This is a genomic window from Ignavibacteriales bacterium, assembly GCA_016700155.1.
Lineage (GTDB): Bacteria > Bacteroidota > Ignavibacteria > Ignavibacteriales > Ignavibacteriaceae.
Map to the genome: position 1 here is coordinate 1,291,424 of CP065001.1, position 16,313 is coordinate 1,307,736.

The following is a 16,313-nucleotide window of genomic DNA, read 5'->3' on the forward strand; positions in this document are numbered from 1 at the left end:
TATTTTCAATATGTATAGAATATTATTTGTACTTATTATTTTTTTATCATTGAACACCACAATGTTCAGTCAATCTGAGGAAACTCAAGCTGATTCAATTGAAATTTATATCGTGGATTCTTTTATTACTCCTGAAATTCCGAATACATTCAAACTGACTTTCTTTACTAGTGATGTTTGCAGGACAAAAGTTATTCTGGATAATAAGCATGAGTATACAGTCTCCGATGATTTGAGTGACAGTCACAGGCTTGAAGTTGTTCTTACTGATATGAAATTCGCGACGAAGAATATTCCGTTCAGAATAATCATAACGGACTCTCTCGGCAATACATTTCAGAGTGAGTTGAATGAAGTCAGTCTTCCTTATGAATTAAAAGTTGAAAGCGAGTCTAACTTCCTGATGCTGTGTTTGTTCGGGGGTACTGTTTTTCTTGTCCCCTCACCGGGAATTGTTATAACAGGTGACGAGTCATATTTCAGTCTTACAAAAGAAATTCCACTTGTGGCGTTTCGTTCAGGCAGTTTCACTTACCCGATGAGTTATTTTTCGGTTGAATACTCTCACATCTTTAATGCGCCTGTCAGAAATTATTTCAGAGTAGGCTACAAACACATATTTGAAGTTCCTTATATAGAATACGTCTCACCGGGCATTAATGGATTTACAAACTTCAAAGGATTCAACGGAATAAGTCCCGAAATTTCGTTAGGACTTTTCCGGCTATTCAACACTTTTACAGTTTACAGCCGTTACAGGTACAATGTAAAACCGAATGAGTCGGGCAGCGGATTTCATGAAGTTTCAATCGGATTGTACTCAAGTTTCTTTTCGATTTATTTCTGATAATTCTCCATCAATTTTGGAATGATTTTTTTAGAAAAATTGTTCTAACTTTGAAGTGAAAAAAACAGGAAATTAATTGAAGTACTTTCTTCTTGCAGCGCTTTGGATAATCCCTTCGATAATTTATTCACAAACAGGGAACATTAAAGGAAGAGTGAGTGATGAACTATCCCCCATTCCATCGGTGAATATCATACTACTAGATACCCAGATAGGTGCTGCCAGTGATGCTAAAGGATTTTATGAGATAAGAGAAATTCCCGTCGGTGAATATGAAATAAAATTTTCTGCGGTTGGATATGATTCAAAAACGATTGACATCGAAATAACCCAGAACAGAACGTTGGAATTGAATGTTATTCTTTCAGCAAAAATAATTGAAGTACAGGCTGTTGAAGTCACAGGCTTCAAACAGCAGGAACAATCAGATACAAGAACAAGTCTTATTGATCTTGATCCGCGTGATGCAAAAATTCTTCCCGGCGCTGTGGAAGATGTTATGCGTACACTTCAGTCGCTTCCGGGAGTTTTAGCGCCGAGTGATTTTTCATCCCAGTTAGTTATCAGGGGTAGTGGTCCTGATCAGAATTTAATTCTTATGGATGATGTTGAAATATTTAATCCATACCGGCTGTACGGTGTAATCAGTATGTTCAATCCTGATGCTGTCTCTAATATTGATTTGATAACCGGCGGCTTTCCCGCAAAGTACGGCGACAGACTTTCGGCAGTCCTCGATGTAACAAACCGTGAAGGTACTGATAAAAAATATTTTACCGGGCGAATCAACGCTTCAATAGTTGATGCGAATGTTGTACTTGAAGGAAAGAATCCGTTTAACCTTAGAGGTAGCTGGCTGGTCAACTCACGAAGAACATATTATGACCTGGTGATAGAACCGTTCGTTAAAAGCGCGGGACTTGTTGATGAGAATACAACCTTCCCGAATTTTTATGACTTCCAGGGTAAACTTGTTATCGGACCATACAGTGGACATAAGTTTTTAATCAACGGTATCTATTCACGTGACGGAGTGGATGTTGTAAGTGGTAGAGAACGAAATACTCCTGACAGCATTGGAATATATAATGTCACAAAGAATGATATTCTTAGTGCGGCTTGGCACTACGCACCATCAACTAAATATTTCAACAAACTTGTGGTTTCATGGTATAAGAACAGCGGTGTAACTGATTTTGACTCAGAAATTCTGGACCCGTCTCTTAACAGGAAAGATTTTGAAGAGACAATTCCCGATACACTTTCTCCTTATTTGTTAGGCTTTAAATTCAACGGAGATTTTTCTTACCGCAAATTTGCTTTGGATGACCGGTTTACTTTTTTATGGGGGGAAAATACTTTCGAAGCCGGTGCAGGCATGGATCTGATGCAGACAACATTAAACTTTAATTTTGAAATTGATCCTGAGCTTGAAGCATTCTTTGCATCCAATCCGCAATTCAGAGCCGTTCTTAGTGATCTAAGAGATGTGAAAAATTATAATCGTTACCGCGCGTATGTTCAGAATAATTTTGCTATCTCAGATAAATTTAACCTTCAGCCAAGTTTAAGATTTGATCATTACGACATTCTCAATAAATCATACTTAGCTCCAAGAGTTTCATTGGCGTATGCACTTGATGACTTAACCACACTCAGAGCAGTTTGGGGAGTATATTATCAATCTCCTGGCTACGAGCGGTTGCGTGACAGGAATGTACTTTATGATTTAAATGATGAGTACACTCATGCTCTTGACGCAGAAAGAGCGATGCATTACGTTCTTGGTGTAGAAAACTGGCTGACAAATGAATGGAGTCTTCGGCTTGAAGGATACTACAAAGATTTTACAAATATGATGGAACAAAAAATTGTTTCAGGTCATGTTTACTATACAGAACGTGTTCCCGGCTCAGATCCAAGATATGCATCCGGATGGACTCAACCTGTTTCATTCGTTGGTGATTCGCTGACACAAATACCGATTAATTATTCTGAGGGAGAGTCATACGGACTTGAAGTTCTTATCGCAAAAAAAAATGTAGCTAAAGGTTCAAGACTTACAGGATGGGTATCATACGCTTTGGCATTTGCGGATCATTTCGAACCCGGAGAAAAAAGACCTTTCCGTTTTGACCAAAGAAATACAATAAATGTTGTTTTGAATTACCAGGTTAATGACTGGTTTGATATAGGTGTAAGGTGGCAGTACGGATCGGGATTTCCATATTCGGAACCGCTTGGTGTGACTCCGAGAATTGTGCTTGCAGATTATGATTATGACGGCAAACCTGAAACACCAGTAATTGCAACGCGAAAAAATTCCGGAGGTGAGTCAGAAGTTATTTATGATGTCGACTATGGTCAGAATAAACTTAACGCAAGAAGACCCGCTTATCACAGGCTTGATGTAAGGTTGAGCGCACTTGCAGATTACTGGGATCTTGACTGGACGTTTTATCTTGATGTGATCAATGTTTATAACCGCGCTAATGTTATTGGTTATGATTATTATGTAAAAGAAGATCTGACACTTGGCAGGGAACCGACTAATATGTTCCCAATCGTTCCAACTTTAGGATTCAGTGTAAGGTTTTAAATGAGCAAAATAAATTCTGAAACAATATCTGTATCTGAGCTTACTAAACAGATCAAACTTGTTCTCGAAAATGAATTCGAACAGGTTAATGTTGTTGGGGAACTATCAAATTTTAAAGCTCACTACTCTGGACACTGGTATTTCAACCTCAAAGATTCCGATGCGGTTATTTCATGTACTATGTGGAAAGGAATGAATAACTATGTATTCTTCACTCCGCAGGATGGAATGAAGGTTATTGTAAAAGGCAGACTAACTTTATATCCGCCAAGAGGAAGTTATCAGATTGAAGTAAGGTCAATGAAACCTGCGGGGATTGGTGAGCTTCAGGCAGCGTTCGAAAAACTAAAAAAGAAATTATCTGAAGAAGGTCTTTTTGATGACGAACATAAAAGACCAATTCCTTTTATGCCTCAAAAAGTTGGAATAGTTACAGCGATTGATGGTGCCGCTTTAAAGGATATTGTTAGTGTTGCAAAAAGAAGATTTCCTTTGCTCGAATTAGTGATTGCCCCGGCAAAAGTTCAGGGTTCAGGTTCAGCGGACAGTATTGTTGATGCACTCGAAATTCTTAACCAGAAAAAAGATATTGATGTTATTATAGTTGCAAGGGGTGGAGGTTCAATAGAAGACCTTTGGTCATTCAACGAAGAAAAAGTGGCACGCGCTATCTTTAATTCAAAAATACCGGTTGTTACAGGTGTAGGTCACGAAGTTGATTTTACAATAGCTGATTTTGTTTCTGATCTGCGTGCCCCGACGCCATCAGCCGCGATTGAGATCATTACACCGGACAGAGCAGATGTGCTATCCGTAATTAATGACAATGCCGGCTTAATGAATAAAACTATTTTATCAAGAATCAGGGATTACAAGGAGCGTATTAGTTACAGTCTTGGTTCATATGGTTTTCGTCTTCCTATTGACCTGATTAAAACCCGGTTTCAAACCCTGGATAATATCATTTATAAAATAATTCAGGGGATGGACGTTAAAATTTTAATCACAAAAAACAGACTTAACCTGAGTACGAATAATGTGAGATTATTCGATATACAAAAAACTTTAAAGAAGGGTTTTGTTTTAGTGAAGCAACATGATAAATTTATAACCAGAGCTAAGGAGTTTGTTGAAGAAAATCCTGCTCAACTAAGGTTTTATGATGGTGATATTACCATCACAAAAAAATAATACCGGTCTTATCAATGACAAAAAAAACAACTAAAGATTCATTTGAAAAAAAATTAAAAAGACTCGAGGAAATCTCATCTCTGCTGGAAAGCGATTCTGTCGGACTTGAAGAATCAATAGAATTATTTGAAGAAGGTATGAATCTCTCCAGAGTCTGTATGAAAACTTTAAAAGAAGCTGAACTAAAAATAACCACTTTAAAAAACAATTTGACTGAACTAAACTTTGCTGAAGAATCAGAAGAATAATTAATGGAGTAATGAAGGATGTTAGACCCTAAGAAGTATGAAATACTTTCCAAAGTAAATGTACCTGCCGATATTAGAAACCTTGATGTACCGCAGTTAAAAATATTGTGTTCTGATATACGCAATTTTATGGTTGATACAATTTCCGAAGTTGGCGGACATTTTGGTGGAGGGCTTGGTACAGTTGAACTAACCGTCGCACTGCACAAAGTATTTAACACTCCCGAAGACCTCATTGTATGGGACACAGGTCACCAGGCATATCCTCATAAAATTCTTACCGGCAGAAAAGACTTACTAAAAACTATAAGACAGTTGAATGGTATAAGCGGATTCCTGAAAAGAAGTGAAAGTGAGTATGACACATTTGGTGCTGGTCACGCTTCCACATCTATTTCTGCTGCTTTGGGAATGGCAGTTGCACGCGACATTCATAAAGAGAATAAAAAAGTTGTTGCCATAATAGGTGACGGTGCTATGACCGGTGGAATGGCTTACGAAGCCATGAACAATTCAGGTATAATTAAGTCTGACATTATTGTTGTACTAAATGATAACAATATGTCGATAGCACCAAATGTTTGGCAGATATCAAACTACTTTACGGAGATGATTGCACATCCGGACTATAACAAGTTCAAAGGTCAGATATGGGATCTTACCGGAAAACTTGATCAGTTTGGAGACAGGTTAAGAAAAATAGCAGTGAGACTTGAGAATGGGATAAAAGCAGTTATCACTCCGGGTATGCTTTTCGAGGCGCTCGGTTTCAGATACTTTGGTCCGTTGAATGGACATAATATTCACCAGCTTGTAAAGATATTTGAGCAAGTCAAAGATCTGAAAGGTCCTATACTTGTTCACGCACTGACACAAAAGGGAAAAGGATACAAACCGGCAGAAGGCCACGTTCAGCGGCTTCATGCTTCAACACCATTTGATAAACTTACGGGTAAGGCTCATAAAAAAGGTGGAGGAGCTCCATCTTATACTTCTATTTTTGGAAATGCTCTTGCAGAGATAGTTAAGGATAATCCAAATGTTGTTGGTATTACCGGTGCTATGCCCGACGGTACAGGATTGGATATTCTTCAAAATAAATTCCCTCAAAATTATATTGATGTCGGAATTGCAGAGGAACATGCAGTTACATTCGCAGCTGGACTTGCAACACAGAATGTAATCCCGGTTGTTGCTATTTACTCAACGTTCCTACAAAGGGCGTTTGATCAGATTGTACATGATGTAAGCCTTCAAAAACTTCATGTAGTTTTTATTCTTGATAGAGCCGGTTTGGTTGGAGCTGATGGTCCCACTCATCACGGCGCTTTTGATATTACATACTTAAGAATGATACCAGGTATGGTAATTATGGCTCCGAAAGACGAAGCTGAATTACGTGATATGGTGTTTACTGCAGTTAAATATGAGAAAGGTCCAATTGCTCTTAGATACCCAAGAGGCTCAGCGATCGGAGTAGAAATAAAACCGGTCTTCACTCAGCTCGAAATAGGCAAGGGTGAAATAATCAGGAAAGGTGCTGATGTTGCATTAGTAGCAATTGGTTCAATGGTTCAATATGCCTCTGTAGCCGCGGAGAAACTTGAGAGCGAAGGCGTTCATTGTGAAGTGGTTAATATGAGGTTTGCAAAGCCTCTGGATACTCAACTACTTGATGATATAGCAAAGCGTTTTAATAAGATCATTACTTTAGAAGAAAATTCACTTACAGGAGGATTTGGGTCTGGAGTAATTGAATACTTCAACGAATTAAATTATAAAAATGATATTCTGAGAGTAGGTCTTCCTGATTCATTTGTTGATCATGGAACACAGGAGGAACTGCATAAACTTCTTGGAATTGATCCGGATGGGATTGTGACAAAAGTTAAAAGTCACTGTCAAAAGAAAAATGTAAAACACGGAATGGCAGTATAATGGATAAAACTAAAGTGGGCATAATAGGACTTGGGGGAATCGCGCAGCTTGTTCATCTCCCCAACCTGAACAAAATGAATAATGTGGCTGTGTCATCTGTTGCTGAAGTTAAAAGAAGCAGACTTGATACAATTGCTGATAAGTTTAATATCAGTGCGCGATATACTGATTATAAAGATCTTCTTGAAAAATCTGAATGCGATGCAGTTATTATTGCCACTCCTACTCATACACATAAAGATATTGCACTGGATTGCTTAAAAGCAAAAAAAGATATTCTGGTTGAAAAACCATTAGCCAGATCTTTTGATGATGCCAAACCGATAATCGAAGCCGCAAAAAAAAATAAACGAAAAATTATGGTGGGAATGAATTTAAGATTCAGACCCGACGCTATGATTTTAAGAAGCTTAATAAATTCAGGTGAAATAGGAGAACCGTTTTATATTAAATGCGGATGGATAAGGCGGCAAAGCAGCAGTGAAAAATGGTTTACCAAAAGAGAAGAGTCCGGAGGCGGAGTTATCATCGATTTATCAATACTATTGCTTGATCTTTCACTCTGGCTTCTTGATTACCCTCCGGTTGAAACTGTATCTACACAAAGTTTCTACCAGAACACAAAAAATGTCGAAGACACATCAGTCAGTTTGTTAAGATGTAAAAACAACGCGCTTATAAACCTGGAAACAAGCTGGTCACTGCCGCTTGAAAAGGATGTTTTTTATCTGACAGTTTTTGGAACAAAAGGAAATGCATCGCTTAATCCGTTCAGGGTCTGTAAAAAAATTGACGAAAATTTTGTTGATCTTACTCCATCACAAGTGGAAAACAGTATGACGCTATTCAAAAAATCCTACCAGAATGAACTCAAAAGTTTTATCGGTGCAGTGAGAGGTTTAAATCCCGTTTTTTCTTCCGGTGATGAAGCGTTATCAAGAATGAAAGTTATTGATGCTATGTACGGATCCTCTGCTCAAAAAATGGAAATCAAATTATGAAAAAAATTTTACTGGTCGACGACGAAAAAGATATTGTCGAATTCTTGCAATATAATTTGAAGCAGGAGGGTTTTGATGTAGTTGTTGGCTATAACGGTGAAGAAGCATTGTTAAAAGTAAATGAAAATCCTGATCTTATAATTCTTGACATTATGATGCCCAAGCTAAATGGTTATGAAGTTTGTAAAAAAATCAGAGGTCTGAAAGGGTTTGAACATACTCCAATAATATTTCTTACTGCAAAATCAGGAGAGATGGATGAAATTCTTGGACTTGAATTAGGAGCTAACGATTACATACAAAAACCAATTTCTCCCAAAAAATTAGTAGCCAGAGTAAAATCAAATCTGAGAAATACAGAACATCCTGTCGAAGAAAAAAATGAACCTGTACGGATAAAAATTGGTCCGTTGGATATTAACAGGGAAAAATATTCAATCCACATAGATGGCAAAGAAAAAATATTTCCCCGCAAAGAATTTGAAGTGCTGTATTATCTTGCCAATAATCCTGGGCGTGTATTCAGCCGGGAAGCAATGCTTAAAGATGTTTGGGGAGCTGATGTATACGTTGTTGATCGTACAGTTGATGTTCATATCCGTAAGATCAGGGAAAAGCTTGAAAAATATGCCGATCTTATTGAGACGATAAAGGGAGTGGGGTACCGGTTTAAAAGTGTGGAGTGAATTCAAATTAAATTTGCGTTCTGCATCGGTTTTTTATAAAGAGTTTTTTCTTTTCACAATCATCTTCTCTGTCGTAATAATTTTTACCATTCAGGAACTCTCAAATATTATTCTACTAATTTCACTTCAGTGCTTCATCACATTGATTCTTTTAAATGGCATTGGAAAACGTCACCGTACTGAAATAGATGAAATTAAGTCTACGATTTCAAACATTCGGAAAAATCATTTTACTTCGCCTGAACAAATAACCCTCAGTGAAAATCTTTCGGGTTTACAGGACGAGATAAGGCAGATGTTTGAAAAAGCAAAGAGCGACATTGAGTACTTACAAAAACTTGAAAGGATGCGGACTGAATTTTTGGCTAATGTATCTCACGAATTGCGCACACCTATATTTGCGATTCAGGGCTACATTGAAACGCTAATTAACGGCGCGATAGATGATAAAAATGTTAACCGGTATTTTCTTGATAAAGCGAATCATCATACTTTGAACCTGAGTAACTTATTAAATGATCTTATAGACATTTCAATGATTGAATCCGGTGAAATGAGAATGAGCTACAGGTATTTTACTTTTAATGATTATATGATACCGTTAATTCAGGAACTTGAGTCGATGGCTAACGAAAAAAATATTAAACTTCTTTATAGTCCTGTGAAGGAAAATCTTCAATTATTTGGTGATAAAAACAGACTAAGACAAGTTTTCATCAACCTTATACAGAACGCAATAAAATATACAGAGCAGGGGCAGGTCGAAGTATTAGTTGAAGAAGAAAATAAATTTGCGAAGATTATCGTCCGTGATACAGGAATTGGAATTCCCGTAGAAGATGTGGCAAGAATTTTTGAAAGATTCTACCGGGTGGATAAAGCAAGATCCAAAGCTGCGGGGGGTACTGGATTGGGATTAGCCATTGTAAAACACATCCTCGATGCCCATGGTGCTAAAATCGAAGTAAAAAGCGAAGTTGGTAAAGGGTCAGAATTCTCATTTCGCCTAAAAAAGTAGATTTATACCATTTCCCGCCTAGAAATATTTGTCATTAAACCAGTAAATTTTTTCCCCGGGAATTTGACATATATATAGTTCATATTTAAATTAACAGTTCACTTTTTAGAAATTTTGAGGTAGAGATGTTTGCTGTCGTTGATATAAAAGGACAACAGTTTAAGGTTACAGAAAATACAACTTACTATGTTCCAAGATTACAGGAATCTCCTGAATCTGAGGTTTCATTTCAGAGCGTTATAATGCTTGATGACGAAAAAGGAACCAAGATGGGTTCGCCATTTGTTAATGGTGCTAAAGTCATAGCAAAAGTTCTTGAACATGTTAAAGATGATAAAGTAATTGTGTTTAAAAAAAAAGAAGAATCAGTTACAAAAAGAAAAACGGTCATAGACAGCAGCTTACAAAAATTGAAGTTACTAAGATCGGTTAAAACAGGAGAAAATTATGGCACATAAAAAAGGTCAGGGATCATCTAGAAACGGAAGAGATAGTAACGCACAAAGACTTGGTGTTAAGAGATTTGGTGGAGAGAAAGTTGCTGCAGGTAATATACTTGTAAGACAGCGCGGCACCAAATTCCATCCGGGTGTTAATGTCGGTATTGGTGGAGACGACACCTTGTTTGCGCTAAAAGATGGAGTTGTAAAATTCGAAATTCGTCGTGGTAACAGACAGTTTGTGCACATTTCTGCTGTTGAATAGAACTGAGAATATTGAATAAAAAAACCCTCGTAAGGAGGGTTTTTTTATTTTAAAAATGAATGTGATCAGAATCCAAGTCGTTCCATATCCGCTACAAGAGATTTGACCGCGGACACTGAGTTATTCATCAAACTCTGTTCTTCTTCATTAAGTGATAGTTCAATAATTTTTTCAACACCATCGGAACCCAGAACTGCTGGAACTCCTACATAATATCCTTTCACTCCGAATTCACCGTCCAGCAATGCACAAACCGGCAGGACTCGCTTCTCATCATAAACTATTGATTCAGCCATAGCAATTGCAGAAGATGCCGGTGAATAAAACGCTGAACCGGTTTTTAATAATTTTACAACCTCGCCGCCCGCCATCTTAGTTCGTTCGACCATTGCAGTCATTACTTCTTTAGCTTTTGCTTTGTCCTTATATTTTCTTTCAAGTAATTCCATAACCGGGATACCATTTACATTTGCATACCTTGTTAACGGTACCATTGTATCGCCGTGCCCGCCAAGTACCATTGCATTAACATCCTTAACAGAAACGCCAAGTTCCCATGCAATAAATGTCGCAAACCGTGAAGAATCTAAAACTCCTGCCTGACCAATAACTTTATTTGCTTTGAAGCCGCTAACTTTTCTGAAAAGAGTAACCATTGCATCAAGCGGGTTTGAAATTATTATAACAATAGAATTAGGCGCGTTATCTCTTACACCCTCAGCGACTGATTTCATTATTTTTGCATTTGTCACGAGCAGATCATCTCTGCTCATACCGGGTTTTCTCGGCAATCCGGCAGTAATAATTACGATGTCTGAATCTTTTATATCTTTGTAAGAATTTGTGCCTGTTACATTAACGTCAAAACCATCAACTCGCGCCGCTTCAGCAATATCTAAAGTTTTTCCTTGCGGCATGTCTTCTACAATATCAAATAGCACAACATCACCTAATTGTCTCAATGCAATTAATTGAGTGAGTACTCCGCCGATTTGCCCTCCCCCGATCAGTGATATTTTTTTTCTTGCCATAACCATCCTCCTGTATTCTTAATATAATTTCTTGAATTTATTTTAAAATAAGCTAAGGCGATTCAAGAAACAATATGTCTCTAAATCGTAATTTGAATTTGAAGTTTTTAAGTGAATAATTTTCAGAAGCCCGAGTTTAATTTTAGTGTTAAAATTGTTTCGGTGCCGTCTGGAGTGACATTATATTTAAGGTCATCCATATAAACTCTCATGAGATATAGCCCGCGACCAGAGTCTTTCAATAAATTTTCAGGTTTGGTTGGATCGGGTACTTTACCAGGATCGAAACCATGACCTTCATCTTTAATGCTTATTAATAGATCTTTATTCTCAACCCTTGCAGATATTTTTACACTTTTACTGGCATCACATTTATTGCCATGAATAATTGCATTTGTAGTCGCTTCCGTTACAGCCAATAATATTCCCGGAATCTTCTCCTCATCAACTTTCAGATCCAGGCAGAAATAGTTAACAAACTCTTCTACGGTTATAAGATTATTAGGGTTGCTTTCGATGTCAAGTGTATAAAGGTTTTCAGCCAAAAGTATCTCTGAATTTTGATTGTCAAATTAATAAAAATAAAATGTTTTCCAATTTCAAAAATTCCAATACAAAGTCATACTCATGTTTACCTGTTCCTTTTTAATCTGGTTGGTTTGAGTAATGAATTCATACCAGCCATATAACCGCAGGTCAAGATCCTTTACGAATAAAACTGATATTTCACCGACAGGACCTAAACTTGAATAGCGGCTGTCAATAATCTTTTCTTTTAACTTGTAAGAATAAGTATTCAAACCAAAATATCTTGCACCGATAGAAAATTTTAATTTGAAGTAGATCATTGAAATCTTTGGCTCTGTAAATAATTCCTGAATAAATCTTGTAGGAGTTGCGGAAAAGGAATTCCATTTAAAGTCACCCTGCTCTGAAAGTTTCAGGTATCCGTAAAATGAAAAACCAAATCCATTACCAAGATTTATCTGTGTGGAGTCAACTGCACTGAATTGTCTGAATGAAAAACTCTTGTAGTTTGGATTCAAATCTTCAAAATCATAAACGGTATAATTAGCAGAAACATCAAATGTATTTGACGATGAGACATTCTTACCAATGTAATTTCCCCCGGATGACAGCCTGATAACTCTGTTTACATTATTGTTTGAACTCTTGCTTGCAAAAAGGTAAACGGTATTACTGATTGTGCCTTCTGTGCTTGCGAACAATTCAAAGAACGATGTAAGTTGTTTTGAATATCTAAGCCTTACTATGCTTAAGAGTTCATCCCTGTCATCAAAATTAATTTCACTGGGAGTATCGTAAACAAGTTTATTCTGGAACAGGCTAATTGATAATCTATCAGTAGATGAAAACCTTAAATTACCGGCAAAGGAGAGTGAAGTACGTGAAGAAGTATTGTTCTTACTCGCTTCAGAGCGGGAACTGTTTTCAAAAAATGTTGGATTGCTTCCCGGATAATTTTTTGTCCTGTGTTTTTCATCTCGTTCATTATAAACAAACCTTAAAAGCCCATCAAAACTCTCCCAGAAAAAATATGAGACTGCTTCAAATTCAGCTTTGAATTCAGTTATCTCGGTATCGAATTGTGTCGGGGTTTCAGTATTGCTGCTTCTGTATCTTGTATCACGGTCAATAGTTCTCCAGCCAATTTTCCCAAGCAGATCAACCGTAAAAGTGTTGAGCACATTTTTAAGATTTAAAGCATTCTGGACAAGATAATTTGTTTCATCCCTTGTTTGAATGTTATTTGTAACATTGAATTGCTGCGATGTAAGTGAATCAGCTTCGTAATAAAAATCTTTCCTGTTCTGTGCGTATCTGAATGAAAGGTTATTGCTCACATCATCATTAAAAATATTGAAGACCCCAGCATTCAAATAACTGAACAGATTCTTTCTCGGTAATATATCTTCATTCCGCAGCTTCAGGTCTGAATAAACTATAAAATCCCCGGTGTTGTAATTATCCAGGAAAGCCTCTGTGCCATATATAATTCCATTATCAATTTCGCCGATCTGTCGATTGCTAGTATAACCTGCAAATGGGGCAATCGTGATTTTTTCAAGAGGCTGATATTGTGAGTACAACATTAATATTGATGATGAAGCCTGGTTAATTTCAATTCTCCTGCTGTCTGAATGGATCCTGTTTTCAGCAAGAATCCCAAGTTTGAATTGATTTGAAAAATTATAGCCGCTGCTTAACTGCAGGAATTGCTCATCCCTTATATTTTTTTCTGCGGTTTCAATAAAGGTTGATTGAAAATTTTCGTGAACAAAAAAATCGAAATGCCCAAATGATTCATTTACTTTTAACCATGTTTTTAATGAGTAAATGTTTAATTGTTTTTCGAAGAAGGTTTCCGTTCTGTTTTTCTGGTTCTCTATTGAAATAAGACTTAGACTATCCTCATTTGTCTGAGCGATTGAAACTGATGCAAAGATCAGCGGCAGTATGTAAAATAATTTTTTCAGATGCAGATAAAGTATCTTTTATTGTATTATTGCAAAATTCATTAATTGTGAAATACTGTTAGGCTCATTTGAGCTATATGTAATTATCCGCCAGTAATATCTTAAATCAGTTCTGGGATAAGGGAAATCAAATTCAATATTTATTGTATCATCAACAGTCTGGGAAGTAAATTGTTTACTCCAAACTTCTCCGAAGAACTGATTTTCCTGCAATATTATTTTATACGTAGCAGGATGTGAGAGTGACAGAATCTTAAATTGCTCAAAATAATTTACTGACGAACCATCCGGTGGGTATAATAAAACCGGAAAATCATAAATCTCATCGGAGACTAAATCGCTTGATTCACTCAGCAGCCCGCCTTTATCGACAGTTTTAATTCTGTAATAGTAGCGTTTGTTCAACTGCAGATCTGAACTTGTATCATTAAAACTTGTAACAGGGGAGAAGTTCACGAAAGTGGTTGAATCAGGAGTGAATGCGGGATCTTCACTTCTGTAGATGTAATAACCGGAAATATCTGTATCAAACCATTTCTCCCACCTGGTAAAAATGGATTTTTTCCCTTCCCAGTTTCTTGCATTAATTTCCGGGTATCTTGGTCTGGTAGGATTATACCGGTTTATCGGTGTTGCATTGACTTCATAAGTTGTTTCACTTTCTTTTCCTGAAAAATCGACAGCACTTATTTTATAGTGATAAGTTGTATCGTAGTATAAAGAATCATCTTCCAAAAAGTCTGATGCAGTAAATCTTATTAGTTGAAAAGATGTTGAATCGGTTCTTCTGAAAACATTATAACCTCTCATATCGGGTTCAGAATTGTGCAGCCATTCAATTCCGATTTCGCCATCACTGGCATAATAAACACGAAGTCCGGAAGGAACAGCAGGAGGAATTCCATCATCATTGTTGCTTAGGTCTGTTGGTCTTTCACAACTGAGACTGAACATCAGTAATGTCATTAGAAATAATTTGAGAATGAGAATCCGCATTTTTCTTATGATAGAATTATTAATAACCTTGAATTAAAATATTGAGAAACATCTTTATATAAAAGACTGTAATTATCCTCAAATGATTGAGGAATATGAATAAGTTGCTTGTTCTTTAAATTGACAATATCTCATTTTTTGGATAACTTGGGCATCAAAATTTCAAAGAAATCCTTAATGATTGAACAATATTTACCCATTTTAATAGTGATTGGTGTTGCCGCAGTTTTTGCAATAGCAACTGTTGGCGCTTCAAAATTATTTGGACCACAACGACCTACCAGTGAAAAATTTTCGACCTATGAAAGCGGTATGCAGCCGGTTGGAACTACACACGAACGGGTTTCAATAAAATATTATCTCGTAGGTATGTTCTTTATAATTTTTGATCTTGAAGTTATCTTTGTTTATCCGTGGGCAATCCAGTTTAAAAAATTGTTCGGTCAAATAGGAACTCCGGTCTTCTTCTCGATGTTAATATTTTTGATTGTGTTGGAATTAGGTTATTTGTATGTGTATAAGAAAGGCGGCTTTAAATGGGATTAGAAGCTAAGTTAAATCAGGATGGATTTATCACAACTACTGTAGACGCTATTGTTGCATGGTCAATGAAAAATTCCGTGTGGCCAATGCCGATGGGAATTTCATGCTGCGCAATTGAAATGATGGCTTCGGGCGACCCTAAATATGATATTGCAAGATTCGGTTCTGAAGTAATGAGATTCACTCCCCGTCAATGTGATCTTATGATTGTTGCCGGAACAGTAACTTATAAAATGTCGCACGTCGTTAGGAAAATCTATGACCAGATGCCCGATCCTAAGTGGGTGATTGCGATGGGTGCCTGCACTTCGTCAGGCGGAATGTACAGATCATATAATGTTGTGCAGGGGATAGACCAGTTTTTACCTGTTGATATTTATCTTGCAGGATGTCCACCTCGCCCGGATAATCTTCTTAATGCATTGATTCAGATTCAGGAAAAGGTTGGAAGAACAAAAGTCCGAGAGTTTACTAATAAACCAATGCCTGAATTAACCGTACTTCAGAATAACTAATCATGACAATAAACGAATTAATTGAATCTAAGCTGAAGGAAAACTTTAAAGATGTTGGGTTTACCTTCACAACTTATCTTGATGAATTAACTGTAAGCTTCAATAAAAAAAATATTGTTGAAGTTTGCAGTTTCCTTAAAACAAATCCTGAACTTGAATTTCTTTTAAGTGAAGATATAACCGCGATAGACAATGCGACCCGCAAAAACAGGTTCACAGTTGTTTATCATATCTTTTCTTTAAAGAATAAATTCAGACTAAGATTAAAATGTGATGTTGATGAATCCGATTGTAATATAGATACTGTCTCATCTGTCTGGAAAACTGCGGATTGGCAGGAACGCGAAGCCTACGATATGTACGGAATAAAATTCAACAATCATAGTGACCTGAGAAGAATGTATATGCCGGAAGATTTTGAGTATCACCCGTTAAGAAAAGATTTTCCGTTGCTGGGAATTCCCGGTTCACTTTCATTACCTAAGAAATAAGAGATT

The 16,313-nt window shown here is 36.8% G+C and carries 16 protein-coding genes and 1 pseudogene; 13 read left to right on the top strand and 4 right to left on the bottom strand.

Annotation, left to right across the window (positions count from 1 at the left end; genetic code table 11):
• Positions 1–10 precede the first annotated feature (10 nt).
• The 10 genes and pseudogenes from IPM56_05335 to rpmA all read left to right on the top strand — a co-directional run bounded on the left by IPM56_05335 (position 11) and on the right by rpmA (position 10,233).
• Complete coding sequence (locus IPM56_05335; protein QQS37380.1) at positions 11–847, top strand: hypothetical protein; 837 nt, start codon at positions 11–13, stop codon at positions 845–847.
• Positions 848–923: 76 nt separating this feature from the next.
• Complete coding sequence (locus tag IPM56_05340; protein QQS37381.1) at positions 924–3,446, top strand: TonB-dependent receptor; 2,523 nt, start codon at positions 924–926, stop codon at positions 3,444–3,446.
• Positions 3,447–4,637 carry an exodeoxyribonuclease VII large subunit gene (locus IPM56_05345; protein ID QQS37382.1) on the top strand — a complete coding sequence of 397 codons (1,191 nt, stop codon included), beginning with the start codon at positions 3,447–3,449 and terminating at the stop codon, positions 4,635–4,637.
• A gap of 14 nt (positions 4,638–4,651) precedes the next feature.
• Entirely contained in the window at positions 4,652–4,885 is a 234-nt protein-coding gene (gene xseB, locus IPM56_05350; protein QQS37383.1) for an exodeoxyribonuclease VII small subunit, read from the top strand.
• 18 nt (positions 4,886–4,903) lie between these two features.
• Positions 4,904–6,823, top strand: coding sequence for a 1-deoxy-D-xylulose-5-phosphate synthase (locus IPM56_05355; protein ID QQS37384.1), 1,920 nt, complete (start codon positions 4,904–4,906; stop codon positions 6,821–6,823).
• Entirely contained in the window at positions 6,823–7,824 is a 1,002-nt protein-coding gene (locus tag IPM56_05360; protein QQS37385.1) for a Gfo/Idh/MocA family oxidoreductase, read from the top strand. Before IPM56_05355 ends, IPM56_05360 begins: the two co-directional genes overlap by 1 nt.
• Positions 7,821–8,510 (top strand): response regulator transcription factor, encoded by a 690-nt coding sequence (locus tag IPM56_05365; GenBank protein ID QQS37386.1) that lies wholly within the window; start codon positions 7,821–7,823, stop codon positions 8,508–8,510. The genes IPM56_05360 and IPM56_05365 overlap by 4 nt, the downstream gene beginning before the upstream one ends.
• Positions 8,500–9,528 (top strand): two-component sensor histidine kinase, encoded by a 1,029-nt coding sequence (locus IPM56_05370; protein ID QQS37387.1) that lies wholly within the window; start codon positions 8,500–8,502, stop codon positions 9,526–9,528. The genes IPM56_05365 and IPM56_05370 overlap by 11 nt, the downstream gene beginning before the upstream one ends.
• Positions 9,529–9,653: 125 nt before the next feature.
• Positions 9,654–9,961, top strand: a pseudogene (rplU, locus tag IPM56_05375) (50S ribosomal protein L21).
• Between the two features lie 14 nt (positions 9,962–9,975).
• Entirely contained in the window at positions 9,976–10,233 is a 258-nt protein-coding gene (gene rpmA / locus IPM56_05380; GenBank protein ID QQS37388.1) for a 50S ribosomal protein L27, read from the top strand.
• A gap of 65 nt (positions 10,234–10,298) precedes the next feature.
• On the opposite strand, the gene mdh is transcribed toward rpmA, so the two are convergent.
• From mdh to IPM56_05400, 4 genes are all read right to left on the bottom strand, one after another.
• The gene (mdh, locus tag IPM56_05385; GenBank protein QQS37389.1) at positions 10,299–11,264 is read right to left on the bottom strand and encodes a malate dehydrogenase; all 966 of its coding nucleotides are present in this window, start codon (positions 11,262–11,264) and stop codon (positions 10,299–10,301) included.
• 122 nt (positions 11,265–11,386) lie between these two features.
• Positions 11,387–11,809, bottom strand: a complete 423-nt coding sequence (locus tag IPM56_05390; GenBank protein QQS37390.1) for an ATP-binding protein — start codon at positions 11,807–11,809, stop codon at positions 11,387–11,389.
• 54 nt (positions 11,810–11,863) lie between these two features.
• Complete coding sequence (locus IPM56_05395) at positions 11,864–13,378, bottom strand: hypothetical protein (GenBank protein ID QQS37391.1); 1,515 nt, start codon at positions 13,376–13,378, stop codon at positions 11,864–11,866.
• A gap of 402 nt (positions 13,379–13,780) precedes the next feature.
• Positions 13,781–14,716 carry a hypothetical protein gene (locus tag IPM56_05400; protein QQS37392.1) on the bottom strand — a complete coding sequence of 312 codons (936 nt, stop codon included), beginning with the start codon at positions 14,714–14,716 and terminating at the stop codon, positions 13,781–13,783.
• A 219-nt stretch (positions 14,717–14,935) separates the two neighbouring features.
• On the opposite strand from IPM56_05400, the gene ndhC reads away from it, so the two are divergent.
• From ndhC to IPM56_05415, 3 genes are read left to right on the top strand one after another with little or no spacing between them, the layout of a single operon-like run.
• Entirely contained in the window at positions 14,936–15,304 is a 369-nt protein-coding gene (gene ndhC / locus IPM56_05405; GenBank protein QQS37393.1) for an NADH-quinone oxidoreductase subunit A, read from the top strand.
• Positions 15,295–15,816 carry an NADH-quinone oxidoreductase subunit NuoB gene (gene nuoB, locus IPM56_05410; protein QQS37394.1) on the top strand — a complete coding sequence of 174 codons (522 nt, stop codon included), beginning with the start codon at positions 15,295–15,297 and terminating at the stop codon, positions 15,814–15,816. The genes ndhC and nuoB overlap by 10 nt, the downstream gene beginning before the upstream one ends.
• 2 nt (positions 15,817–15,818) lie before the next feature.
• On the top strand, positions 15,819–16,307 hold the full coding sequence (locus IPM56_05415) for an NADH-quinone oxidoreductase subunit C (protein QQS37395.1): 489 nt from the start codon (positions 15,819–15,821) through the stop codon (positions 16,305–16,307).
• Positions 16,308–16,313 lie beyond the last annotated feature (6 nt).